Origin of the sequence: Pontibacter saemangeumensis (assembly GCF_039541895.1) — a bacterium.
GTDB classification, from domain to species: Bacteria; Bacteroidota; Bacteroidia; order Cytophagales; family Hymenobacteraceae; genus Pontibacter; species Pontibacter saemangeumensis.
The window spans coordinates 1-24,903 of sequence record NZ_BAABHC010000001.1 but is presented as its reverse complement, the minus strand read 5'-3'; the positions used below and the strand labels follow the sequence as shown (position 1 = coordinate 24,903).

Here is a 24,903-nt window from a genome sequence, read left to right as displayed (position 1 = left end):
TTTGAACAGCGGTGATCTGTTTTATTCGCCGCGCTCTCACTTTGCCCCGTCGCCACGGCCTATGAAAAAGCTTCTTCCTGTTCTGTTGCTATTGCTCTTATGCACACCTGTTGTAGTGGTGGCGCAGCAGCAGCCGCAGTTTACCCATTACGGGTTCAACGGCATGCACATCAGCCCTGCCTATGCCGGTATCACCAACAGGCCGGAGTTTACCTCCATTTACAGGTACCAGTGGCTCGGGTATGATGCTTCTTTCGATGACGGCGGCGCCCCCCAGACGCTCCTGCTCACAGCCAACACACCCGTCCGCCTGCTACACGGCGGGGTAGGGCTGAATCTGATGCGCGACCAGATCGGCAACACCACCATGCTCTCGGCGGCGGTCTCGTACTCTTACCATATTGCTATCGGCGAGACAGGGCGCTTAGGGATTGGGGTGCAGGGGAACGTGAACAATTACAAAAAAGGGAACTACAGAGCAATAGACGACAATGACCCCAGCGTGCCCTTCAACAGCTCCGATACAAAGTTTGACCTTGGCGCGGGACTGTGGTATGAGTCGGCGGCGTTTTATGCCGGTGGCGGCATCACCAACCTGCTGCACGCAGAATACGAGTTTGCCGACTCCACCAACACGGGAAAAGGCACGTTGCTGGGAGAGAACCATATATACGTGACGGCGGGCTACAACCTGCCCGTGTCCACGGGCCTGACCATTACGCCTACTTTGTTGCTGAAGCACGACACCGAGTCCTTTTCCTTCGACGTGGGCGGACGTGCCACTTTCATGGAAAAATATTGGGCGGGATTGAATTATCGGCACCAGGAAGCTGTTAGTGCGCTTGTGGGAGTTTCTCTGTTCCAGGACAATGCGCTTCGGGTCGGCTACGCCTTGGATGTCACAACGTTCAACGAAGCTGCAAAGGCCGCTACCTCGCATGAAGTCATGCTGAATTACCGCCTGCCAGAACCTGTCATCCGGTTTAAACCGCCGGTAAGAACGCCCCGTTATTATTTTACTAAATAATTGTACAGTTAACTCCTTATTATTGCACTGTTTACAGAGTGGTACAGCAGGCAATACCGGAAATAATTATTATTTAGATAATAATAATCAACTCTTTAAGGCGTTCAAAAATAATAAATACGTGTAGGTAATAATTGTTTTTTTATTGATTCTATTTCCTATATATTTGCTACGCCTGTTAGGTGTATTATAACAGATAATCGAAACTTTTACTTCTTTTAATTTCATCATGAACAAACTACTAAAGCTGTCTTCATTCGCACTGGCGGTGGTACTGCTTGCAAGCTGTGGGATGGGGCGTGGGCCACAGGGTGACCTGGTGGGTGCTGAAGACCGTCCGGAGTACAATCCGCAGGCTGTGCCTTACGGTATGGTTATATGCCCCGGAGGTACTTTCCATATGGGACAGGCGGACCAGGACATAGCGGCTTCAATGGTTAACCTGAACAAGCAGGTGACGATCGGCGGCTTCTATATGGATGAAACTGAGATCACAAACAACGAGTACCGGCAGTTTATCGATGTGATGCTGCAGGATTCGCTGGACGTGCTCGGAGAAGAATTTGTAATGACACAGTTATATCCGGACACTACGGTTTGGGTAAGAGACTATACCTACCACATGGGTGACCCCTTGATGGAGTACTATTTCTCACATCCGGCTTTTGATGATTACCCGGTGGTTGGGGTGGACTGGTTTGCCGCCAAATACTTCAGCGAGTGGCGCACCAAGCATAAGAACCAGGCCAACACAGACCAGGGCATGGCGCCTATGCCGCAGTTCCGTCTGCCCACAGAGGCAGAGTGGGAATATGCCGCGAGAGGCGGCCGCGATATGGCTGTTTACCCGTGGGGCGGCCCTTACCTGCGCAATGCAAAAGGCTGCCTGCTGGCTAACTTCAAGCCGGGCCGCGGAGACTACTACAGCGACGGCTTTACTTATACTGCCCCGGTTGCACAGTTTTTCCCGAACGACTTTGGCCTGTATGACATGTCAGGCAACGTGGCAGAGTGGTGTGCAGACGCATATGCCGAGGCTACTGTTCCGATTACCTGGGACCTGAACCCAGTGTATGATGTGGAGGCTGAGCCGCGCAAAGTGGTGAGAGGCGGTTCCTGGAAAGACATTGCCTACTTCCTGGAGACGGGAACGCGCAACTTCGAGTATCAGGATTCTGCCCGCTCTTATATCGGTTTCCGAAACGCGATGATTTACCTCGGAAGATCATCAGGGAACGAGTTTAGATAGAATTAACATTTATATATAAAATAACCCAACCCTTTTCAACCTTTTTTAACGTTCACAATTAATCAGAAAACAAAATGAGCAAAGCTAAAAGTCGTAATTTCCTATTCGACGTGTTGATGCCCAAAATCTATGGTATTGGTGCTGCTGTCGTAATTGTAGGTGCATTGTTCAAGATTCAGCACTGGAATGGTGCGAACGAAATGCTTATCGTTGGTCTGCTTACAGAGGCGGCCATCTTCTTCCTGAGCGCTTTCCAGCCACAGGGGCACGAGCCGGATTGGGCGAGGGTGTACCCGCAGCTGGCAGATGATTATGCCGGCGACGGTCTGGTGCCTGCGCATGCAAACGGTGCTTCCGTAACGGGCAAACTGGATGAAATGATGCGCAACGCAGACATTACACCGGAGTCTATCAGCACACTCGGCCTTGGCCTGAGCAGACTGAGCGATACTACCGCTCAGTTAGCTGACCTGAGCCAGGCTACCGCCGCTACAGACGAGTACAATACACGTGTGAGAGCTGCCGCCAACCAGTTAGGCGAGATAAACAAGGCGTATGCAACTACAGCTGAGGCGCTTGCGCAAATGGCTGGTTCTACAGTGGATGCACAGGAATACCACGGTCAGGTACAGAACATGACAAGGAACCTGGGCGCGCTGAACGCTGTTTATGAAATGGAGCTGCAGGATGCGAACAGTCACCTGAAGGCAATGAACAAGTTCTACGGTAACCTGAGCATGGCCATGGAAAACCTGACGGACGCAAGCAAAGACACAGCCCAGTTCAAAGAAGAAGTTTCGCGCTTAACGCATAACCTGCACAACCTGAACACAGTGTACGGTAACATGCTGACAGCCATGAGAAGCTAATTCCGAAACGGCAGGCCCACTAAATCAACAAGAAAACAACATTTTTATATAGTATAAAATGGCTGGAGGAAAAGAGACACCAAGGCAAAAGATGATCGGTATGATGTACCTCGTACTGACCGCGATGCTTGCCTTAAACGTGAGCTCGGCGATCCTGTTAAAGTTCCAGTTCCTCGACGAAAGTTTGCAGGAAGTGAATCGCAGAACTGTAACAGACAACGCCGGGGTCATATCGAATATACAGGCTGCCATTGCAGATAATAAGACCCCATCTGCCAATGACCAGCGCGTGCTGAAAAATGCACAGGAGGTACGTGACCAAACGGCTGAACTAGTAACCTATATACAAGGCTTGCGAAAGACGCTGATCGAAAAAACCGGCGGCAAAACAGAAGAAGGGTATGCGCAGCCGGAAGGGAATGACATTGTGGCGAACACCATGATCGGTGCTTCGAATAAGAACAACGGCGCCGCTTACGAGTTGAAAGACAAGCTGAACGAGTATGCCAAGTTCCTGAAGAAGTACAACCCGGGCATGCCGGATAAACTGGCCCTCGATGGATCAGAAGACCCGGTAGCAAGTACTGACAAAAATCAGAAGAACAAGGACTTCGCTGAGCTTAACTTTGAAGAAACTCCAATGGTGGCCGCTTTGGCCGTGCTTTCCCAGAAAGAGAGCGAGATTTTGAAGTATGAAGCAGATGCGTTGCAGAAGCTTGCAGCTGAAGTTGGTGCCGATATCATTAAGTTTGAGAAGATATTCGCCATGGCACGTGCTGAGTCTAAGACAGTGGCGGCCGGTACAAAGTACAAGGCAGATATGTTTATCGCGGCTTCTTCTGACAACATTGTTCCAAAAATGAGTTTCCAGGGCAAGCCGGTAAAGGTAACGAATGGAATGGGACAGGTTGAGTTCGTGGCTTCCGCCTCTAACTACGATGCGGACGGCAACTCGAAGCAGACCTGGAAAGGGCAGGTGACGATCAATCAGAACGGTCGTGACACTACTTTCACCGTGACAGAGGACTATGTGGTGGCCAAGCCTGTGATCCAGGTGCAGTCTGCCGCAGTGCAGGCCCTGTACTTCCAGTGTGCCAACGAACTAAACATCCAGGTACCGGCCTTAGGCGCTATATATGATCCAAGCTTCAGCGCCAGCGGCGGTTCGGCTATCAAAGGCGCGAAGAAAGGCGAGGTAACCATCATCCCGACGGCCACAGAGGTAACCATTAACGTGAGCAGCGGCGGAAACGCGATCGGAAAGGAAACATTCCGCGTGCGCCCGATACCAAAGCCTGAAGTGGTAGCGTTAGTAAATGGACGTCCGGTGGATATGAAGCGCGGTGTTCCGGCGGCTTCTTTCAGAGCTGTGAAGTTGGATGCGGTGGCAGACGAAGGCTTTAAGCAGCTGCTGCCGAACGAAGCTCGCTTCAGGGTTACAAAATGGACCGCTTACCTGGTGCGTAACAACCAGCCTGTTGCACAGGAAGACTTCAACGGACCGGATGCTAACCTGACCAGCTTTGCTGCCAAGGCAAACAAAGGGGACAGGGTGGTGCTGGAAGTGAAGGATGTGAAGCGCCTGAACTACAAAGGCAATGCTGTTGATGCAAACGTAACAGTAGCTCCCTTCAACATTCCATTAAACTAACAACAGAAGCTTACAAGGAGTATGAAATTAATCAAAGCAATAGGTGTAGCCGCTGGGTTGATGTTGTCTGTAGGTGCCATGGCGCAGCAGGTTTCCAACACAACCGCCAGCAATCCGTCCGCAAGACCGATTCCGGAGTCTGATATCCTGTTCAAGAAAACAGTATGGCGTAAAATTGACCTGCGGGAAAAGCAGAACAAGCCAATGTTCTCCGAAAACAGGGAGATCACCAAAATCATCATCAATGCGGTGAAGAGCGGTGAACTGACAGCTTATAAAACCGACTCCATCAATACGCCGCTCACCCGGGAGGAATTTATTCAGAACATGACTCCTAAGGAAACCGGCAGCCAGTTGAGCGAGGAAGAACTCGCCGCAGGTTTCGGGCAGCCGCAGGAGGAAGAGGAGGATGCGTGGGGAGATGCCATTGGCGACACCGAAACGGCAGCCGCCGGACCTGTAAGCACCGAGTTTTTCCCAAAGCAGCTCTACCTGTTAGAACTGAAGGAGAACGCCGTGTTCGATAAGAAGCGCTCCCGCATGTACCACGATATCCAGACCATCAGCATCAAGGTGCCTTCTACGCTAAACCCGCTTGGCTTCGAGCAGAACGTTGGTTCTTTCAGAATGGATGACCTTGTACGCGTGTTCCGCAACAACCCGGAAATGGCAATCTGGTACAACGCACAGAACGACGCGCAGCATAAGAACCTGGCGGATGCGTTTGACCTGTGGCTGTTCAGCTCTTACATCACCAAGATATCGAACCCAGGTGACAGAGGCCTGGCCGATATATATGGCGGTGGCGAAAAAGCCCTTTTAGCGGCACAGGAAGCAGCTGAAGCGCTGATAGAGTACGAATACAGCCTCTGGAGCTACTAAGCCTGGAGCATATATAAACAGAAAGGGAGACTCACATGAGTCTCCCTTTCTGTTTATATATAATTTCGTAAGCTATATACCAGTTTAAAAAGCAGAACCCTTACGGAGCGGTTGCGTCCTGGGCGCTGGCGTTATGAAAGTAATTGTAGAGAATGGCTGCTTTCGCTTTGCCTACCTCACCTGCCAGTTCTTTCTGCGTCAGCTCCTTCAGCTTCTTCACTGATTTGTACTTCAGCAGCAGGGCTTCTGCGGTTTTTGGGCCCAGGCCCTTCACATCCGTCAGTTCGGTGCGGAGCGTGCCGGCATCGCGCTTGCTCCGGTGGAAGGTGATGGCAAAGCGGTGCGCCTCGTTGCGTAGCCGCTGGATCAGCTTTAGCGATTCTGACTTCTTATCTATATATAAAGGCAGGGAATCTCCCGGATAGAAAATCTCCTCGAGGCGCTTGGCAATGCCCACCACGGCTATCTTGCCATATATATCCAGGTCCTTCAAAGCCTTCACCGCCATGCTCAGCTGGCCCTTGCCCCCGTCGATGATGATGAGTTGCGGCAGTGGCTGGTTCTCGTTCAGCAGGCGTTTATAGCGGCGGGTCACAATCTCGTACATCGACTCAAAATCGTTCGGGCCCACCACGGTTTTAATATGGAAGTGGCGATAGTCTTTCTTGCTCGGTTTGCCGTTCTTAAAGCAAACCATGGAGGCTACCGGGTTATCGCCCTGGAAGTTGGAGTTGTCGAAGCATTCTATCTGCCTCGGCAGTTCCGTCAGGCGCAGGTCTTTTTTCATCGTCTCCAGCACGCGCAGTTCTCGCTTCTCGCTCAGTTCCTTGTTTTGTTCCTGGCGCCCTTCCCGCTCTTTGCGGAGGTAGAGGGCGTTCTTCAGCGATAGTGCCAGCAGCTTCTTCTTATCCCCGATCTGCGGGTAAGTAACGGTGACGTTGTCGAGCGGCAGTGCCAGCTCGATGTTGGTGATCACCTCGCGGGAAGTGCTTTCGAATTCCTGGCGCAGCTGCACCACCACCGAGGCGAGGATATCGGCATCCGCCTCATCGAGCTTCTTCTGTATCTCCAGTGACTGTGTCAGGATAATAGAGCCGTTCATAACCTTCAGGTAGTTGATGAAGGCGCAGTCTTCGTTGCTGGTGATAGTGAAGACGTCGATGTTGGTGAGGGTGTTGGAGACCACCGTGGATTTCACCTGGAAATCATCCAGCATGTCCAGTTTCTGCTTGAACTGATGCGCCAGCTCAAACTGATACTCCGCGGCGGCGGCGGCCATTTTCTCCTTAAAGTAGTTTTTGGCAACCGTCAGGTTCCCGGACAGGATGTTGCGGATCTGCAGAATGGCGGCATTATATTCTGTCTCGTCCACCAGGCCCTCGCAAGGTCCCTTGCAATTGCCGATGTGGTACTCCAGGCAAACCTTGAACTTGCCCGCCGCCACATTCTCCGGCGACAGGTTGTACGTGCAGGTGCGCAGCGGATATAAGGTACGGATCAGGTCCAGCACCACGTGCATGGTCGTGCCGCTGGGGTAGGGGCCGAAGTAGCGGGAGCCGTCGTTGATCTTGTTGCGGGTGCTGATCACGCGCGGGAAGCGCTCGTTCACGATGCATATATAGGGATAAGTCTTCCCGTCCTTCAGCAGGATGTTGTACTTCGGCTGGTACTGTTTGATGAGGTTGTTCTCCAGCAGGAACGCATCGGCCTCGGTGTCCACAATGGTGAACTCGATGCTCCTGATCTGGGACACGAGCTTCAGCGTTTTCTTGTTGTGCTGGGTAGATCGGTTGAAATAGGAGGAAACCCGCTTCCGGATATCCACCGCCTTGCCTACATAGATGATAATGCCGTTGTCGTCAAAAAATTTGTAAATGCCGGGCTTGTGCGGCAGGTGCGCTATTTCCTCTTTCAGCTTCTCGTTTGCTGGCATATAAGATCCGGATTAAATCTCAGCGTCCAGGTCGATCTCCGTTGGCAGGTTCAGAAACTCATCCTGGTAAGCAGAGTCAGGCTGGATGACCTGATTGTACTTCTCACAGTCTAATTCTACTGAAAGCGGTGTGGAAGGTTTAGGGAAAGGTTCTTTCGACACATCCAGGGATTTGTCGCTGTACACCTTCTGCATGAAGGCGCCATAGATTGGCATAGCCAGTTTGCCGCCCTGACCCTCTTTCATCGTCCTGAAGTGAATGGAGCGGTCTTCGCCGCCTACCCAGGTGCCGCAGACCAGGTTTGGCGTGATGCCCATAAACCAGGCGTCGGAGTAGTTCTGGGTAGTGCCTGTTTTCGCCCCGATCTCGTTCTTCAGGCCATTACGGTAACGCAGGCCATAATAGGCCGTTCCGCCCGGCTCTGCGGCGGCTTTCAGCATGTGCACCATCATATAGGCTGTCTCCTCACTGAGGGCATCCACAGTTTTAGGCAGGTGCTCATATATCAGGTTGCCGTGCTTGTCCTCGATGCGCGTGATGTAGGTCGGCTCTGTCCAGGTGCCGCTGTTCACAAAAGTGCCATAAGCGCCCACCATGTCATATAAGCTCACGTCGCTACTACCCAGGGCCAGCGACGGGGTAGGGTCCAGTGGGGTGGTGATACCCATGCGCTTTGCCGTTTGCACCAGCATCTCCGGCCCCAGTTTGTTTACCAGGAAAGCGGAAATAGAGTTCACCGACTCGGCCAGCGCCTTGCGCAGGGTGTATTTTTCGCCGCTATACTTATTGTCAGCATTGTTCGGGCACCACATCGTGCCGTCCGCAAGAGGTACGCACACCTTCGTGTCGATCACCTCGTAGCATGGGTAGTAGCCGTTTTCGATGGCGGTGGTATAGAGGAAGGGCTTGAAGGTAGAGCCCGGCTGCCGCGCGCCCTGCTTCACGTGATCGTATTTAAAGTGCTTGTAGTTGATGCCGCCCACCCAGGCCTTTATATATCCTGTTTGTGGCTCCATGGCCATGAAACCGGTCTGCAGGAAGTGCTTGTAGTGCTTCAGCGAGTCCATCGGGCTCATCATCACCTCTTTCTCCCCATCCCAGGTAAAAATGGTCATGGGTATTTTCTTGTTGAGGTAGTAGTTGATGGAATCCTGGTTGCCTTCAAACAGCTGGTTCAGTTCGCGGTACCGCGCGGTGCGCTTGATCGCCTGCTGCGGGAAGTTCTTGATTTCCTGGTTCGACTCATCCACCCATGGGTTACGGCCCTTCCAGTGCGCAAAGAAGGCGCTCTGTCGTTCCTTCATATGCTCGGCCACCGCCTGCTCGGCATACTTCTGCATCCGCGAGTCGATGGTGGTATAGATCTTCAGCCCGTCGCCATACAGGTCGTAGCCGTTCTCGCGGCACCACTGGCGCAGGAACTTACTGGCCTCGGTCCGGAAATAAGGCGCCATGCCCACGTTCTGGTTCTCTACCCGGTAATCCAGCTTGATATCCTCTGTCTTGAGCGCGTCGTATTTTGCCTGCTCCAGAAAGCCGTACTTCACCATCTGCGACAGCACGACGTTGCGGCGGTGCTTCGAGTTTTCGGGGTTAAACCGGGGGCTGTAGTAAGTCGGGTTTTTGAACAGGCCCACCAGCACCGCCGACTCCTGCACCTCCAGGTCTTTGGGCTTCTTGTTGAAGAACGTTTTCGACGCCGACTCGATCCCGAAGGCGTTGCTGCCGAACTCGAAAATATTGAGGTACATCACCAGGATCTCGCGTTTGGTATAAGACTGCTCCAGCTTCACCGCCATCAGCCATTCCTTTGTCTTGTGGATGAGGGTGCGCAGGCCCGGCACATCGTTCAGCAGGCCACCGTTCAGCTCATCACCCCGTGTCCGGAACAGGTTTTTGGCTACCTGCTGTGTCAAAGTACTACCGCCCCCCTTCGACCTGCCGATGGCAAGGGAGGTCGCCACGCGCGCCATCGCCTCCGGGTCTATGCCGGAATGCTCCTCAAATCGGATATCCTCCGTCGCAATCAGGGCGTTCACCAGGTTATCAGGCAGGTCTTCGTACTCGACAGGTGTGCGGTTCTCACGGAAATAACTGCCCAGCTGCACATTATCGGCAGAAACAATGACGGAGGCAAGCTCGCTCTTTGGGTTCTCGAGGGCGCGCGTGTTCGGCAGCTCCCCAAAGAGGTTCAGGAAGTTGATGCTGACGGCATACAGATAGAGAATAAATACCGCCAGGCCGCCAACAAAGAACAGCCAGAGCGCGGAAACTACTTTGGAGTAAACTTTACTGCTCTTAGTGGGTGCAGATGCCTTTTGACGCGTAGCCATGTACTTTAATAATTGTTTTTGAAGAAGGCCAGGTATGCCTCCAGATCATTTTTCTGCAAGAACTTCCGGTAGTTGGCAGATGAGATCACAAAGGTAGTGAAATCTACGCCTCTAATTCTACCAACCGGGGCCTGCGGCCCTTTTTGTTTGACGTTGTAAGACATCGCCATTTTGGGGTCGCGGAACGCCTGTACCAGCAGCATTCTTTTATTGCCTGCCACCCCGGCGGAGTCGATGGTCAGCTGCTCGTTCTTAAAATAAGTGCTGTTGTATTTCTCATACTTGGCCCTGATATCCTTGAAAGCGGGCGCCCCAGCAGGGTACACCAGCACGAAATAGTAGGCCGAGTCAGACCCTGCCTCATAGGCCATCGGGTCTGCCGCAGGCGTCGCAGGTGCCGGAGCCACTGTGCCAGCCGAGTCGCCAGGTGTAGCCGTGGCTACAGGCAGTTCAGGCAACGCCGTATCCGGCGTGTTGGTGGTCTGCGAAATTTCGGCCTTGGGTTTCGCAGCAGGCTGCTGCGGTTTTGGCTGTTCGGGCACGCGCGGCAACTGTGGCGTGGCCTTCGCTTCCGACGCGGTAGCTGTAGCAATTTCTGTGCTAACTTTTTGCTCGGGGGTCAGCGAGGCCGTGGCTTTTGGCTTTTTGGAGGCAGGTTCAGCGGGCGCCTCTTTGCGCAGCTGGTTCTTCTGTTCCAGGTCGTTGTAAGTGGCCAGCAACTGCTCTGCCTGCGGCTGCAGGGTGCTGCCAGGGTAGTTTTTCCTGAACTGCTCCAACTGCCGCCGCAGGGCCTCCGGCTTCTGGGTGCGCGCTGTTACCAACACCCCTAAAAACGCGGTTTTGTCTTTAATGTCGTTGAGCGGGTACTGGCTGATGACCTGGTTCAGGAGCGTGGTGGCCTTCTCGTATTCCTGCGCATCATAGAAACTGAAAGCAGAGTCGTAAAGTGCCTGCGCCTTCAGGTTATCGGCCGCGTTCTTCGTCAGGAAATCAGCGTCGTCGAGCAGTTGGGCATAGGTCGTGTTGGGGAACTCCTGCTTTACTTTATTGTAATACGCCTGCTGTTGCGGCGCATTGCCGGCCTTGCCATATAGCAGATACAGGCTGTAATACACCTCTGCCGTGTGCTCTGACTTCGGGAAGCGCTGCAGCAGCTCTAGGTAAGACTGCTCGGCGCGCGTCGTGTCGTTCAGGTACTGGGCGTAAATCTTGGCCAGCCGGAAAAGCGCTTCCTCTACCTGCTTCTCGGAGCGCTGCATGTCTGCCGTTGTCAGCGGGATGTTTTGGAGGTACGTCTGAACCTGCGCGGAAGCCATCTCCTCCGGCGAGAGCTGTGCCTGCGTCGTGTCCTGGACAGGGGCCTGGGCTATATCGGCGGCCGGCTGGTTGGCGGCCTCGCCGCGGCTGCGGTTTCGCCAGAAGTCCTGCAGCGGCCGGTCGCCCCAGCGGCGCACGAACTCGGAGCGGGCCGAGGCCATGGCGGTGGGGTTGTCGAAGTACCACACGCCGCCGGTGTCGTTCGTCGTTCCGAAGGCATCGCCGTTCTGGCTGCGCCTGTTGTTGCGGGAGGGTTCGTTCTTGGCAAGCTTCTGCTGCCGCTCCTGTTGCAGGGCCAGCTCCTTCTGGCGGGCTTCTTCCTCGCGCTGCACCAGGGCCTGCACAAACTCCAGGCGCTCCGCCTCGCTCATGCGGCCGAGGCGCTGCAGGCTGTCCTGCGTCTGGATGGTGCCGTACTGTTTTGCGAAATCCGCCAGTATATCGCGCCGCTCCACCACCGCCTCAAACTCCGGCGCCCGTTGCGGGTACACCTGCACGGCGCTGTCGTAGTAGGCGGCTGCCAAATCGTACTTGCTAAGGTGGTCAAAGTATATCTCCCCCGCCGACACATAGCTGTAGCCTTTCTGGTTAGACAGCGAGCCGGGCGTCTTGAGCGACTTTTGCAGCAGTTGCAGTGCCTTGTCGTAGTTTTTCTGGCGGAGCTCGAACTGCGCCATCTCGTAATAGATCCGGTCGCGGTACTCCAGGTTCTTCTCGTCTTTCAGCAGCTTCTCGTAATAGCCGGCAATGCGCTCCTTGTCCTGCTCATCCGACAGCTCCGACACCTGCCCCAGGTTCAGGCGGCTGAAGAAACCGAGATCGTAGGGCGGGTTGCGGCGCAGGACCCGGCTGTACTGCTCGTAGGCTTCCTTCTTCTGGTCTGTGAGCTGGTAAAGCTGCGCCAGCGTATACCGCGCCCGCGACTCACCGTCCTTGTCCTCAAAGTTGGGGAGCGAGAGGGCGAGGTTCTCCATTACCTGGGCCGTGTCGGCCTGCTGGCGGTAATAGTGCGCCCGCGCCAGGTACAGTTCCCGGGCATTGTCCTTGTTCAGGCGCTCTTTGCGCAGGAACTCCGACACCTGCTGCGCGTTGTCCATCTCATCGAGCTGCATGAAGGAGCGCATCAACCAGACCAGCGCCTCGTGGCGGTCGTCTGCGTCTTTGCTGGTGGCGTTCACATATTTAAAGGTGCGCACCGCCTCCGCGAAGTTCAGTTGGTAAAAATTCGCCTTGCCGATCTGCGTGTAGCTGTTGTCGATCCACTTGCTGTTTTTGTGGTACTGGATGGGGTGCGACGCTTTTTTCTTGATATCCTCCAGGTCGGCTTCAAAGGCCTTGGCGGTGGTGGAGTCGATGGTCGGGTAGATGGGCAGCACCTGGTTGTAATCGTACTGCATCTGCTCCTGCAGCGCCGCCTCCGTCAGGCGCATTTTCTCCCGGGCTAGGAAAAAGCCATTGTAGCGCGCCGAGGTGTTGTGGTACGTCTTGCTGAGCGGGTTATTTCGCTCTACCGAGCATCCCGCCAGCAGCAGACCTGCCAGAATCATAAGTAGGTGCAGAGGTTTTCTGTTCAAGATAGTAAGGTGTGCAGGGTAACGTAGCACTATATATAAGGTATAAACGTTATGGCGCATGCTTTCAGTATGGGTGCGAAGCGATGCTAAAGGCGGTAAAGGCCATATAGGGAAGGCTCCTCCCACAAAAATACAATAATATGCCAATAGTTGAGCAAAGGGCTATTTTGCAGCCTGCTATTGAACTATACAAAATTCTAAATGGTTTCAGCCGGTGTCGCACTTTCCGTAAATGTCGTTTTGCGCACGTGCAGCAGAGATCAGCGCAAAATGCGTACCTTTGTAAAAGCCTGTAAACATGGACCAAACGCCGGATCAGAAACCAAAGCCCTCGCGGGAGGACAACGTGAAGCCGTACCTGAAGTACTCCGGCCTTGCCTTTCAGATGATCGGTGCGATGGTGCTGGCTGCCTTCGCGGGCATGAAGCTGGATGCATATTTCCGGACGCAGAACCCGTGGTTCACCATCGTGCTGCTGGTGCTGGCGGTTGTGGCGTCCATGGTGCTGGTTATCTTGTCACTCAATAAAAAATAGCTTACGTGAATTTCGTTCGAAACTTGTTGGTATTCTCAGGATTAGTGGGGCTTTGCATGGGAGCCCTGTCTTATTTTACAGGTGATGCGCTGGTGCATGCCTATGCGTGGTACATCCTGGCGTTCTTCGTTGTGGTGACGGCCGGCACCTTCTATATCACCCGGCTCGGCATCAGCTACGACCAGGATAATTTCCAGCTTTATTATTTCGGGTCGATGGGATTCCGGATGATGCTGAGTATTGCCGTCGTATTTATATATGTGTACCTCTTCTCCGAAAACGAGCTGCAATTCGTGCTCAACTTCTTCGTGTTATATTTTCTCTTTACCGGGTTTGAAATTTACAGCTTATTGGCTAACTTGCGGCCCAATTTGAAAAAGCAGAACTAAGTATAAGGCCCCGCTTTATGATCTCTGTTGCTAAATCTCTCTTGATGAAGAAGTTATTCGTTTTACTGTTGTGCCTTTTTACATTTTCGGCGTTTGCTGCGGAGGCTCCTGCTGAAGAAGGCGGGGCTTTTAGGCCAGGCGACATGATCACGCATCACATTGCGGATGCGCATAAGTGGGAATTTGCACACGGTGTAAACCTGTACCTGCCTGTGATTCTGTGGGACAACGGACAGCTGCATACCTTTTCGTCGAGCAACCTGTTTGATGAGCATGGCGTGGAAGTGCCCTACAACGGATATGTAGTGGAGCACGGCCATATATACAAGGCCGACGCCGCCGGTGAGCCGGTTGAAGGGTACAGCGGGCTGTATGACCTCTCGATCACCAAGAACGTCGCCTCCATGCTGCTTAGCGTGGCGCTGCTGCTGCTGATCTTCTTTGTGATCGCGGGCCGTTACAAGAACAACCCCGGCAAGGCGCCAAGCGGCATCCAGTCGTTCTTCGAGCCGATCATTATCTTTATCCGCGACGACATTGCCAAGGCGAACATCGGCCCGAAGTATGAGCGCTATATGCCTTTCCTGCTCACGATCTTCTTCTTTATCTGGTTTAACAACTTGTTGGGGCTCATGCCCGGCGGTGCAAACCTGACAGGCAACATCGCTGTCACGCTGGTGCTGGCCCTTATGACCCTGCTGATCACCGTGTTCAGCGGAAACAAAAGCTACTGGTCGCATATATTCGCGACGCCGGGCGTTCCGGTCTGGCTGGCGCCGATCATGATTCCGGTGGAACTGATCGGTATCATCACCAAGCCTTTCTCCCTGATGGTCCGACTCTTTGCGAACATCACGGCGGGCCACATCATCATCCTTTCCCTGTTCAGCCTCATCTTTATCTTTGAGAGCATTGCGGTTGCCCCCTTGAGCGTTGCCTTCGCCACGTTCATGAACTTCCTCGAGTTGTTTGTGGCGCTGCTGCAGGCTTATATCTTCACGCTGCTCTCCGCCATGTATTTTGGCGGTGCAGTAGAGGAGCACGACCATGTGGATGACATGGGGCATGGCGATGCGCATCATTAATCTGAATTTCTTTTTTTTAACTATATATAACTATAATTATGTTATTAGCAATTCTGCTTCAAGCTCTATCAGAAGGCGCAGGTTTCGCGATCATGGGTGCCGGTATCGGTGCTGGTCTAGTGGCCCTTGGCGCTGGTTTGGGTATTGGTAGAATCGGTGGCTCTGCCATGGAATCTATCGCTCGTCAGCCTGAGGCTGGCGGCAAAATCCAAACTGCCATGATCATCGCTGCTGCTCTTATCGAAGGCGTTGCGCTTTTCGGTGTGGTAGTTTGCTTGCTGATCTCTTTCAAAGGCTAGTAATAGTTTTTGCAGATCTCACGTCCGGACGAATGGTCCGGACGATGAGGTCTAAATTATAGTATAGTTAAAAAAGGCAGACGTAGCGCCTGAGGGCAAGCGGGCCACCCCAATAAAGAACCTGATTTTCAAATTATAGAACAATGGAATTAGTAACCCCTGGTATAGGTCTGATTATCTGGCAGACGATCACGTTCCTGATCGTACTGTTCCTGCTGACGAAGTTTGCCTGGAAGCCGATCATGAAGGCGCTGCACGAGCGTGAGGCATCCATCGAGAACGCCCTGAGCGCTGCGGAGAAGGCGAAGCTGGAAATGCAGGGCCTGAAGGCTGAGAACGAGAAACTGCTGGCCCAGGCGCGCCTGGAGCGCGACAAGATTCTGAAGGATGCGAGCGAGGCCGGGAATAACCTGGTGGAGCGGGCGAAGGAAAAGGCAAATGAAGAAGGTGCCCGCATGATTGCCATGGCGCGCGAGGCCATCGAAAACGAGAAACGCGCCGCCATCGCAGAAGTGAAGAACCAGGCAGCCGCCCTTTCCATCGAAATCGCAGAGCGCATCCTCCGAAGGGAACTGAGCGACCCGAAGGCACAGCAGGCGCTGGCACAGGATTACGTGCGCGAAGTAACGCTTTACTAAAAGATTATACCTGATAATGCCTTTCCTGAACGGGAGGCGCACTTCAATATAAAAGAAACTATGTCAGATATAAGAGTTGCTTCCAGGTACGCGAAGTCGCTGATCGAACTGGCGGACGAGAAAGGGGTTTTAGAGCAGGTGCAGCAGGACATGCTGCTGTTCTCCAAAGTCGTTTCGCAGAACCGGGATTTTCAGCTGATGCTCACAAACCCGGTTATCAAATCAGACAAGAAACTGAAAGTGATCAACAGCATCTTCACCGGCAAGGTGCATAAATTGACGCTGATGTTCTTTAACCTGGTGGCCCAGAAAAGCCGCGAAGCGGTGCTGCTGTCGATGACATCTGAGTTTGAGAGGCAGTACAACGAGGTGAAGGGCATCCAGATCGCAACGGTGGTGAGTGCCGTCCCGTTTGCGCCGGCGCAGCGAGACGCGCTCATCAGACAGCTTACCCTCGAAACCGGTAAAATTATCCAGCTGAAAGAATCGGTGGACCCGTCGCTGATCGGGGGCTTTGTGCTGCGCGTGGGCGACAAACAAATAGACAGCTCCGTGAAGAACAGCCTTCGCAAGCTGAGAATTGATTTTAAAGACAACTCCTATATTAATAAACTATAATCATGGCAGAAGTAAGACCTGATGAAGTATCAGCCATATTAAGAGAACAGTTATCCAACTTCCGCTCTGAGGCAGAACTGGAAGAAGTAGGAACGGTGCTGCAGGTGGGTGACGGCGTCGCCCGCATCTACGGACTTTCCAAAGCACAGTCCGGGGAGCTCTTAGAATTCGAGAACGGACTTCAGGCGCTTGTGCTGAACCTGGAAGAAGACAACGTGGGAGCCGTATTGCTTGGCGACTACAGCGAGATAAAAGAAGGCGCTACCGTAAGAAGAACCAACCGCATTGCCTCCGTGATGGTGGGCGATGGCATTATAGGACGTGTGGTGAACACCCTCGGCCTCCCGATTGACGGAAAAGGGCCGGTTGCCGGGCAACTGTACGAGATGCCGCTGGAGCGCAAAGCCCCGGGCGTGATCTACCGCCAGCCGGTAAACGAGCCGATGCAGACAGGCATCAAAGCGATCGACTCGATGATCCCGATTGGCCGTGGCCAGCGGGAGCTGATCATCGGTGACCGCCAGACAGGTAAAACGGCGGTGGCGATCGACACCATCCTGAACCAGCGCGAGTTCTTCGACAGAGGCGAGCCTGTGTTCTGTATCTATGTGGCTATTGGCCAGAAAGCATCTACTGTAGCCCAGGTAGTAAAGGCCCTGACAGAGGGTGGCGCGATGGAATACACGGTGGTGGTGGCGGCCTCTGCTGCTGACCCGGCTCCGATGCAGTTCTTTGCCCCATTCACGGGTGCCGCGATCGGGGAGTTCTTCCGCGATACCGGCCGCCCTGCCCTGGTGGTATACGATGACCTTTCGAAGCAGGCCGTGGCATACCGCGAGGTGTCGCTGCTGCTCAGAAGGCCACCGGGACGCGAGGCATATCCCGGAGACGTGTTCTACCTGCACTCCCGCTTACTGGAGCGTGCCGCCAAGATCAACAACTCTGACCAGATCGCCCAGAACATGAACGACCTGCCGGAGTCTATCCGGCACCTAGTGAAAGGTGGCGGCTCTTTAACGGCCCTCCCGATCATCGAAACACAGGCGGGTGACGTTTCGGCATATATCCCGACAAACGTGATCTCGATCACAGACGGCCAGATCTTCCTGGAGACCAACCTGTTCAACGCAGGTATCCGCCCGGCCATTAACGTGGGTATCTCGGTATCGCGCGTGGGTGGTTCGGCCCAGATCAAGTCGATGAAGAAAGTGGCCGGTACCCTGAAGCTGGACCAGGCGCAGTTCCGCGAGCTGGAGGCGTTTGCAAAATTCGGCTCGGACCTGGATGCCTCTACGAAGCTGACGATCGAGCGTGGTCGCCGTAACCTCGAGATCCTGAAGCAGGCGCAGTTCTCGCCGGTGGCCGTAGAGGAGCAGGTAGCCATGATCTACTGCGCCACCAACGGCTTGCTGGATGAAGTGCCGGTAACAGAGGTAAGGGCATTTGAGAAGGACTTCCTGCGCACCCTGCGCGCGCAGCACGCGGATGTGCTGAACGCCCTGCGTGCCGGAAAGCTGGATGACCAGATCACCGGCACCCTGAAGCAGGTTGCAAGAGAGATTTCAGCCAATTACAAGAAATAGTTATATATGAAAGGGAGCGGTTAAGGGCACAGGCCTTTAACCGCCGCCTTTGTGCTACAATAACCACCATATGGCGAGTTTAAAAGAAGTAAGGAACCGCATTGTATCGGTATCTTCGACACAGCAGATTACAAAAGCCATGAAAATGGTGTCGGCTGCGAAGCTTAGGCGTGCCCAGGACAATATCCTGCGCATGCGCCCATATGCGCAGCGCCTTAGCGGTATTCTGACAAACCTGTCGTCGCAGACCGAAGGCTCGATCACGAATATATATGCTGAGAAGCGCGAGGTGAACAACGTGCTGATCATCGCCGTGACTTCTGACCGCGGTCTGGCGGGGGCTTTCAACGCCAACATCGTGAAAGCGGTGGTTGCCCTGATCAGCAGCAAGTACAGCAGCCAGGCCGCCGCCGGTAACGTCACTGTTCTGACGATCGGCAAAAAGGCCCTGGACGCCTTCAACAAGCGGGGCATGCCGGTGATCAGCGACTACAGCACCGTGTTCACCAACCTTTCCTTCGATACGGTGCGTCCCGCTGCGGAGCGTGCCATGGATGGCTTTGTGGCAAGGGAGTTTGACCAGGTGGACCTTATATATAACGAGTTCAAAAACGTGGCCACCCAGATTGTGCGCCAGGAGCAGTTCCTGCCTATTGAAGACAAGCCGGTAGTGGCAGCGGATGCCGCCGCCATGCTGGTGGATTATACCTTTGAGCCTTCGAAAGAGCAGATCATCGAGGAACTGATCCCGAAGTCGCTGAAGATACAGGTGTACAAAGCCGTACTGGAGTCTAACGCCTCAGAGCACGGTGCCCGTATGACGGCCATGGACAAAGCGACGGAGAACGCCGGCGAGCTTATCAAGGAACTGAAGCTGACCTACAACAGGACACGCCAGGCAGCCATTACCAAAGAGATCCTTGAGATCGTGGGTGGGGCAGAGGCGCTGGCATCAGCATAAGAAAAAGAAGCCTTTTTTCAGCAGCGCCCATCACCAGCATGGGCGCTGCTTTTTTTTCGGGGGTACCTGTGCCGGGTGTGACCAAATTGTGAAATCACCGCAGATGTGCCGCAAAAGGAAGGTCAGGAAGCATTACCTGTTATATTTGTATCAGGAAATATATCACTGATGATGATAAAACACGCTTTAAAGTACAGTCCGGTAACCAAAGTGGCCATCGTGTGTCTGCTCGTGCTCAGCGCATGTGCCGGCACGCCGACTACTACTGCCACAGAAACAAAGGCTGTTGACAGCGCCAAAGGCACGAGCATGCTGCTGGAAAGGCCAAAGCTGGTGGTAGGCATTGTGGTAGACCAGATGCGCTACGACTACCTCTACCGTTACTGGGACAAGTACGGCGACGAGGGCTTCCGGAAACTGGTCAAGCAAGGGTTTAACTTTAAGAATAACCAGTACAGCTACGTGCCGACTTACACCGGACCGGGCCATGCGTCAGTATATACCGGCAGCGTGCCAGCCCTGAACGGCATTATCGGGAACAACTGGTATAGCCGGGAGCAGAACAGGATGGTGTACTGTGTGGAGGACGAAACGGTGAACACGGTGGGCAGCACCTCCGATGCCGGTAAAATGTCGCCTGCCAACCTGATCACCACTACCATCACCGATGAGCTGCGCCTTGCCACCAACATGGGCTCCAAGGTGATCGGCGTTAGCCTGAAAGACCGCGGTTCCATCCTGCCGGCGGGGCACCTGGGCAACGGCGCCTACTGGTTCGACTCGCCGACCGGCAACTGGATCACCAGCACCTACTACCGCACCGACCTGCCGCAGTGGGTGCAGGAGTTTAACAACCAGAAATACCCCGACCAGTACCTGAGCCAGCCCTGGAACACGCTGCTGCCGCTGGAGGCGTACACGGAGAGCTCTGCGGATGACGTGGCGTGGGAGGAGACGCTGCCAGGGGAGCAGAAGCCGGTTTTCCCGCACAACCTCCCGGCCATCCGCGCAAAAGACTATGAGCTGCTGCGCTCTGTGCCCGGCGGCAATACCATCACCAAGGACTTTGCGCTGGCGGCATTGCGGGGCGAGAACCTGGGGAAAGGCAACTTCACGGATTTTCTGGCTGTCAGCTTCTCCACCATCGATTATATCGGTCACAAATTCGGACCGAACTCCGTAGAGGCAGAGGACGCGTTTCTGCGGCTAGACGCCGAGATCGGGGAGCTGATCAGCGAGATAGAGCAGGAAGTAGGCAAAGGCGAGGTGCTGTTTTTCCTGACGGCCGACCATGGGGCAGCCCACGTGCCGGCCTTCCTGAAAGAGAAAAAAGTGCCGTCGGGAGTGGCGTCATCCAAAATACTGCGTGACTCTACCGAAGCTTACCTGGACAAGCTATATGGCAGCGGCGACTGGGTGGAGCACTACACCAACCAGCAGGTGTACCTGAACAGGGAGCTTATCGACAGCAAGAAGCTGAATCTGCTGGACGTGCAGCAGCGCGTGGCAGTATACGTAATGCGCCATGAGGGCGTGATGCGTGCCGTGGCGGCCAGTGCGCTGCAGGGGGCCAATTGGGGCCAGGGCTTGATGTCCCTCGTGGAGAACGGGTACAATGCCCAGCGCTCCGGCGACGTTATTATTCTGCTGGAGCCGGGCTGGTTCGAAGGGTATGGCAGCGCAGCGCCGAAAGGCACCACCCACGGCTCGTACTCCAACTACGACACCCACGTGCCGCTGGTGTGGTATGGCTGGAACGTGAACCCCGGGGAGAGCGCCGTGCCGACCGAAATCGCGGATATTGCCCCCACCATCGCCGCCTGGCTATATATACAGGAGCCGAATGGAAGCGTGGGCCGGCCGCTGCAGGAGTATATGAAGTAATAAAAGGAGCGCCTGATAAAAGTATTAAGAGTAGGCGCGGAAATCAACATAAAAAGACGAAAATGGAAAACAATACGGACATCAACAACCCATGGCATAGCGTGAGCTACGGCGAAGAGGCGCCAGCAGTATTATCAGCGATCATTGAAATACCCAAAGGCTCTAAGGCAAAGTATGAGCTCGACAAGGAAAGCGGCATGCTGAAACTAGACCGCGTGCTTTTCTCATCGGTGAACTACCCGGCCAACTATGGCTTTATCCCGCAGACGTACTGCGACGACAAAGACCCGCTGGACATCCTAGTGATTTGCTCGATTGACGTGCAGCCCATGTGCCTGATCGATGCGAAGGTGATCGGGGTGATGCAGATGATCGACAACAACGAGGAAGACGACAAGATCATTGCGGTGGCCAACAACGACATGTCGGTGCGCCACATCAACGATATATCAGAGCTGCCGCCGCACACCCTGCTGGAAATGCGCCGCTTCTTCGAAGACTACAAGAAGCTGGAGCACAAGGAGGTGATCGTGGAGCAGTTTCTGGGCCGCGAGCACGCTTACAAGATCATCCAGGACAGCATCGACCTGTATAACACGACCTTCGGAGAGCCGAGAAAGAAGGCGAAGGTGCTGTAACAGCATTACTTTACCTGTAAAGCCTGGCGTGGATTTTCCTGTGCCGGGCTTTTTTGTTTTCGGGCGGCGGCGCGGGGATTTGAATGAAGGGCGATTTGTTCCGTAATTGCATATAGGATGGAGCAAAACAGGAGCATCGGCATGAGCGACCGCATGGCAGGGGCAGGACCGTACGCGCTGGCAGAGCGCGTGATCGGCTGGCTGCTCTACAGCAGCGTGTTCATCTCTTGCTGCGCCTTTAGCCTCACTGTGGAGACCTACCTGCTCGCCGGGTTACCGGTGTCGCTGCCCATGGCTGTGTTTGCGTTCCTGGCTACGATGTTCACCTACAACCTGAGCAGCGTGCAGAGTGTGTTGCGCCACCCGGGGCAGCCAACCTACAGGCACAGTACCGTCTTTAGCCAGCGGAACAAGAAACTGCTGGCGGCGCTGGGTGTTGTGAGCATTGCCGCCGCCGCTGTGGTATATATAAGTTTCGGGCTGCGCATGAACAACTGGCTGCTGCTGCACCTGGCCCTGATCTCCATCGGGTATACCGTGCCCATTGCTTATAAAGCCAGAAAGGTAAAGCCGCTGCGGAGTGTGCCACTGCTGAAAGTATTCCTGATTGCCTATGTGTGGGCAGCCGTGACGGCCCTTTTCCCGCTGATGCAGGCCGGCATGCTGGCATGGGAGCCAGCGGCCCTATGGCTTTTTCTGCGCCGATTCTTATATATACTGGCCCTCGCCCTGCTCTTCGATATCCGGGACTATGCTTACGACCGCAGCACCAACACCCTCACCATCCCCGGCTGGATCGGGGTGCGCAACACCAAGCTGCTCTCGCTGGGGCTGCTGCTTATCTATATGCTGATTCTGCTGAACACCGAGCAGGGCGTGGTGCTGTTAGCGCTCTTAAGCAGCGCTGCCGCCGCAGCCGTGGTCGTGTGCCTCTCCTCTGAGAACAAACCGCGGGTGTATTATGCGCTGCTGGCTGATGGCGCCATGCTGCTGCACGCGGGCTTGGTGTACCTGGCTATGGCATAGGCTGCTGCAGGCACAAGAAAGCTTTCGGCAGGTGGTCGATGAGGTCTGTTGCCGTCATGCTGATAGCGCCTACAGTGCGCAGGGCCATATCCCCGGCCAGCCCGTGTACATATACACCCAGCAGGCAAGCCTCCTCCAGGTTATACTGCTGCGCCACCAACGCCGTAATGATGCCTGTCAGCACATCGCCTGTGCCGCCGGTCGCCATACCGGGGTTGCCGGTGGTGTTAAAGAAGATGTTGCCATTTGGGGTGCCGATGGCGGTGTGGCTGCCCTTGAGCGTGATATAGCACTGGTGCGTGTGGCAGAACTCCCGAAGGCGCTGCAGGCGCTCGTAGTCGTTGGCGGTTTTGCCTGCCAACCGCTCAAACTCCTTGGGGTGGGGCGTAAAGATGACCCTGTTCTCCGGTATCTGCTCTTTCAGCCGCTCGCTGCCAGCAATGATGTTGATCGCGTCGGCGTCTATTACCAGAGGCTGCGTAGCGGTAGCCAGCAATTGCCCGATAGCTGTTTTGGTGGGAGGCGCGGTGCCGATGCCCGGTCCGACCCCGATCACGTTGAACTTTTCTGTCTCCTCGGGCAGCTCCGAAAGGTGCCGGCGGTTTGGGTCGGTCAGCGTCATCGCCTCCGGCACCGCTGTTTGCAGCACCGTATACCCCGCCGCAGGCGCATGGATAGTGAGCAGCCCCACGCCGCTCCGCAGGCACGACTTTGCCGCCAGCACGGCCGCCCCCATCTTGCCATAGCCGCCGCCCAGCAGCAGCGCATGCCCATAGAGCCCTTTGTGCGAGAATTTTTTCCGGTGCTTCAGCAGGTGCTGCACATCCTGCCGGGTGGTATAGCATATATCCGTTTTCACTCCGGCTATATAGCGCTCGCTGAGCCCGATAGGCACCAGATGCCATTCCCCCACGTGCTCTTCGTGCTGCGGCAGGAAAAGCGCCAGCTTCGGAAGTTGGAACGTGACCGTATAGTCTGCTTTGATGATGGTGCTGCCTTCCGGCGTCTGGCTGTCGGTGTAGAGGCCGGAAGGCATATCCACGGCTATGATGCAGGCGCCGCTGTTATTCAATTGCTCCACCACCTCCTCGTACAGTCCCGTAACAGGGCGTGTCAGGCCGGTGCCGAACAGCGCGTCAATCACACAGGCGCAAAGCGGAAGCTCCGGGATATCCTGCTCTTCTTTTACCTCCTGTGGCTTTACATCTTCCGGCAACCGCTCCAGGTTCGTTTTAAAGTCGGCAGAGGCTTTGGCGGTGTCCCCGACTATATATACCTGCACCCTGTAGTGGCGCTGGTGCAGGAGCCGTGCCACCGCCAGCCCGTCGCCGCCGTTGTTGCCGGGCCCGCAAAAGATGAACACCTCTTCCGAAGGCTGAAACTTATTTTCAAACCAACCTGTGAACGCCTTTGCCGCACGCTCCATTAGGTCAACGGAAGGGATGCCCTCTTCCTGAATGGTATATGCATCGGCTTCGCGGGTTTGTGCAGCGGTAAGTATCTTCATATATAAATCAATACGTTCCCTCCCTATACTAAAGTTAGAATCCGGAAGTTAGTCTTTAAGGCAAGAGAAAGCGAAGGGGCAGGAGAGGTTACCTTGTCAGATGCTGTCGGCTGTAACCAAAAGCGTAGCCAGCGGGAGGCACCTGACAGGGTTGCCGGCGGAGTTACTGCAGAGATGGTGCTTTCAGGAAAACAAACAGTATATATGTTTATATATATTACTTTGGTTATATATAATTTGAGTTAATGAAGAATAACAATATCCTTGTAACTCTGAGGCCAAAAAGTAGTACAAGCCCTTGTTGATCTTTTCAGTCGATCGACATTCTATATTATATACATGCAAAAAGATTCAAAGATATACGTGGCGGGGCACCGGGGGATGGTGGGCTCGGCCATCGTGCGGAAGCTGGAGGCGGCGGGCTACACCAACATCGTGACGCGCTCCTCCTCCGGGTTGGACCTGCGGGAGCAGGCGGCGGTGCGGGCCTTCTTCTCAGAGGAGCGGCCGGAGTACGTTTTCCTGGCCGCCGCCAAGGTGGGGGGCATCATCGCCAACAACACCTACCGGGCCGACTTCCTCTACGAGAACCTGATGATCGAGGCCAACCTCATCCACGCCGCCTACGAGGCGGGGGTGCGGAAGCTCATGTTCCTGGGCTCCTCCTGCATCTACCCAAAGCTGGCCCCGCAGCCCCTGAAGGAGGAGTACCTGCTGACCGGGGAGCTGGAGCCCACCAACGAGCCCTACGCCGTGGCCAAGATCGCCGGCATCAAGCTCTGCGAGGCCTACCGCGACCAGTACGGCTGTGACTTCGTGAGTGTGATGCCCACCAACCTCTACGGCTACAACGACAACTACCACCCGCAGAACTCGCACGTGCTGCCGGCCCTGCTGCGCCGCT

21 protein-coding genes are annotated in these 24,903 nt (G+C 54.7%); 17 read left to right on the top strand and 4 right to left on the bottom strand.

What is annotated here, in order from left to right; all coding sequences use genetic code 11:
• Positions 1–61: 61 nt before the first annotated feature.
• The 5 genes from ABD920_RS00105 (at position 62) to porN (ending at position 5,678) form a co-directional block, all read left to right on the top strand.
• Entirely contained in the window at positions 62–1,027 is a 966-nt protein-coding gene (locus tag ABD920_RS00105) for a PorP/SprF family type IX secretion system membrane protein (protein ID WP_345156087.1), read from the top strand.
• A gap of 229 nt (positions 1,028–1,256) precedes the next feature.
• Positions 1,257–2,276 carry a T9SS ring complex lipoprotein PorK/GldK gene (gene porK, locus ABD920_RS00100; RefSeq protein ID WP_345156086.1) on the top strand — a complete coding sequence of 340 codons (1,020 nt, stop codon included), beginning with the start codon at positions 1,257–1,259 and terminating at the stop codon, positions 2,274–2,276.
• Positions 2,277–2,350: 74 nt separating this feature from the next.
• A complete protein-coding gene (porL, locus tag ABD920_RS00095; RefSeq protein WP_345156085.1) occupies positions 2,351–3,145 on the top strand; it encodes a type IX secretion system motor protein PorL/GldL in 795 nt (264 codons plus the stop codon).
• 58 nt (positions 3,146–3,203) lie between these two features.
• Positions 3,204–4,796, top strand: coding sequence for a type IX secretion system motor protein PorM/GldM (gene porM / locus ABD920_RS00090; protein WP_345156084.1), 1,593 nt, complete (start codon positions 3,204–3,206; stop codon positions 4,794–4,796).
• Positions 4,797–4,817: 21 nt separating this feature from the next.
• Positions 4,818–5,678: a type IX secretion system ring subunit PorN/GldN gene (gene porN, locus ABD920_RS00085; RefSeq protein WP_345156083.1), complete on the top strand. Its 861-nt coding sequence runs from the start codon at positions 4,818–4,820 to the stop codon at positions 5,676–5,678.
• Positions 5,679–5,778: 100 nt separating this feature from the next.
• Here the strand turns inward: porN and uvrC are convergent, their stop codons facing one another.
• From uvrC to porW, 3 genes are read right to left on the bottom strand one after another with little or no spacing between them, the layout of a single operon-like run.
• Complete coding sequence (gene uvrC / locus ABD920_RS00080; RefSeq protein WP_345156082.1) at positions 5,779–7,611, bottom strand: excinuclease ABC subunit UvrC; 1,833 nt, start codon at positions 7,609–7,611, stop codon at positions 5,779–5,781.
• Between the two features lie 12 nt (positions 7,612–7,623).
• Positions 7,624–9,945 (bottom strand): penicillin-binding protein 1A, encoded by a 2,322-nt coding sequence (locus ABD920_RS00075; protein ID WP_345156081.1) that lies wholly within the window; start codon positions 9,943–9,945, stop codon positions 7,624–7,626.
• A 5-nt stretch (positions 9,946–9,950) separates the two neighbouring features.
• Positions 9,951–12,809 (bottom strand): type IX secretion system periplasmic lipoprotein PorW/SprE, encoded by a 2,859-nt coding sequence (porW, locus tag ABD920_RS00070; RefSeq protein WP_345156080.1) that lies wholly within the window; start codon positions 12,807–12,809, stop codon positions 9,951–9,953.
• A gap of 325 nt (positions 12,810–13,134) precedes the next feature.
• Between porW and ABD920_RS00065 the strand changes: the two genes are divergently transcribed.
• The 11 genes from ABD920_RS00065 (at position 13,135) to ABD920_RS00015 (ending at position 22,492) form a co-directional block, all read left to right on the top strand.
• Positions 13,135–13,371, top strand: coding sequence for an AtpZ/AtpI family protein (locus ABD920_RS00065; RefSeq protein ID WP_345156079.1), 237 nt, complete (start codon positions 13,135–13,137; stop codon positions 13,369–13,371).
• 5 nt (positions 13,372–13,376) lie between these two features.
• Positions 13,377–13,760 (top strand): hypothetical protein, encoded by a 384-nt coding sequence (locus ABD920_RS00060; RefSeq protein WP_345156078.1) that lies wholly within the window; start codon positions 13,377–13,379, stop codon positions 13,758–13,760.
• Positions 13,761–13,804: 44 nt separating this feature from the next.
• Positions 13,805–14,845, top strand: coding sequence for a F0F1 ATP synthase subunit A (gene atpB, locus ABD920_RS00055; protein WP_345156077.1), 1,041 nt, complete (start codon positions 13,805–13,807; stop codon positions 14,843–14,845).
• A 38-nt stretch (positions 14,846–14,883) separates the two neighbouring features.
• Positions 14,884–15,144, top strand: coding sequence for an ATP synthase F0 subunit C (gene atpE, locus ABD920_RS00050; protein WP_114782027.1), 261 nt, complete (start codon positions 14,884–14,886; stop codon positions 15,142–15,144).
• A gap of 143 nt (positions 15,145–15,287) precedes the next feature.
• Positions 15,288–15,782, top strand: coding sequence for a F0F1 ATP synthase subunit B (locus ABD920_RS00045; RefSeq protein WP_345156076.1), 495 nt, complete (start codon positions 15,288–15,290; stop codon positions 15,780–15,782).
• Between the two features lie 60 nt (positions 15,783–15,842).
• Positions 15,843–16,400: an ATP synthase F1 subunit delta gene (atpH, locus tag ABD920_RS00040; RefSeq protein WP_345156075.1), complete on the top strand. Its 558-nt coding sequence runs from the start codon at positions 15,843–15,845 to the stop codon at positions 16,398–16,400.
• Positions 16,401–16,402: 2 nt separating this feature from the next.
• Positions 16,403–17,983: a F0F1 ATP synthase subunit alpha gene (atpA, locus tag ABD920_RS00035; protein WP_345156074.1), complete on the top strand. Its 1,581-nt coding sequence runs from the start codon at positions 16,403–16,405 to the stop codon at positions 17,981–17,983.
• Between the two features lie 70 nt (positions 17,984–18,053).
• Complete coding sequence (atpG, locus tag ABD920_RS00030) at positions 18,054–18,944, top strand: ATP synthase F1 subunit gamma (protein WP_345156073.1); 891 nt, start codon at positions 18,054–18,056, stop codon at positions 18,942–18,944.
• Between the two features lie 168 nt (positions 18,945–19,112).
• On the top strand, positions 19,113–20,828 hold the full coding sequence (gene pafA / locus ABD920_RS00025; RefSeq protein WP_345156072.1) for an alkaline phosphatase PafA: 1,716 nt from the start codon (positions 19,113–19,115) through the stop codon (positions 20,826–20,828).
• A 62-nt stretch (positions 20,829–20,890) separates the two neighbouring features.
• Positions 20,891–21,466 (top strand): inorganic diphosphatase, encoded by a 576-nt coding sequence (locus ABD920_RS00020; RefSeq protein WP_345156071.1) that lies wholly within the window; start codon positions 20,891–20,893, stop codon positions 21,464–21,466.
• A gap of 117 nt (positions 21,467–21,583) precedes the next feature.
• Entirely contained in the window at positions 21,584–22,492 is a 909-nt protein-coding gene (locus ABD920_RS00015) for a UbiA prenyltransferase family protein (RefSeq protein ID WP_345156070.1), read from the top strand.
• On the opposite strand, the gene ABD920_RS00010 is transcribed toward ABD920_RS00015, so the two are convergent.
• A complete protein-coding gene (locus ABD920_RS00010) occupies positions 22,482–23,999 on the bottom strand; it encodes an NAD(P)H-hydrate dehydratase (protein WP_345156069.1) in 1,518 nt (505 codons plus the stop codon). The genes ABD920_RS00015 and ABD920_RS00010 overlap by 11 nt on opposite strands.
• Positions 24,000–24,338: 339 nt before the next feature.
• Here ABD920_RS00010 and ABD920_RS00005 point away from each other — a divergent pair.
• Positions 24,339–24,903 (top strand): NAD-dependent epimerase/dehydratase family protein (locus ABD920_RS00005; RefSeq protein WP_345156068.1); only part of this gene is annotated, 565 nt, incomplete at its 3' end.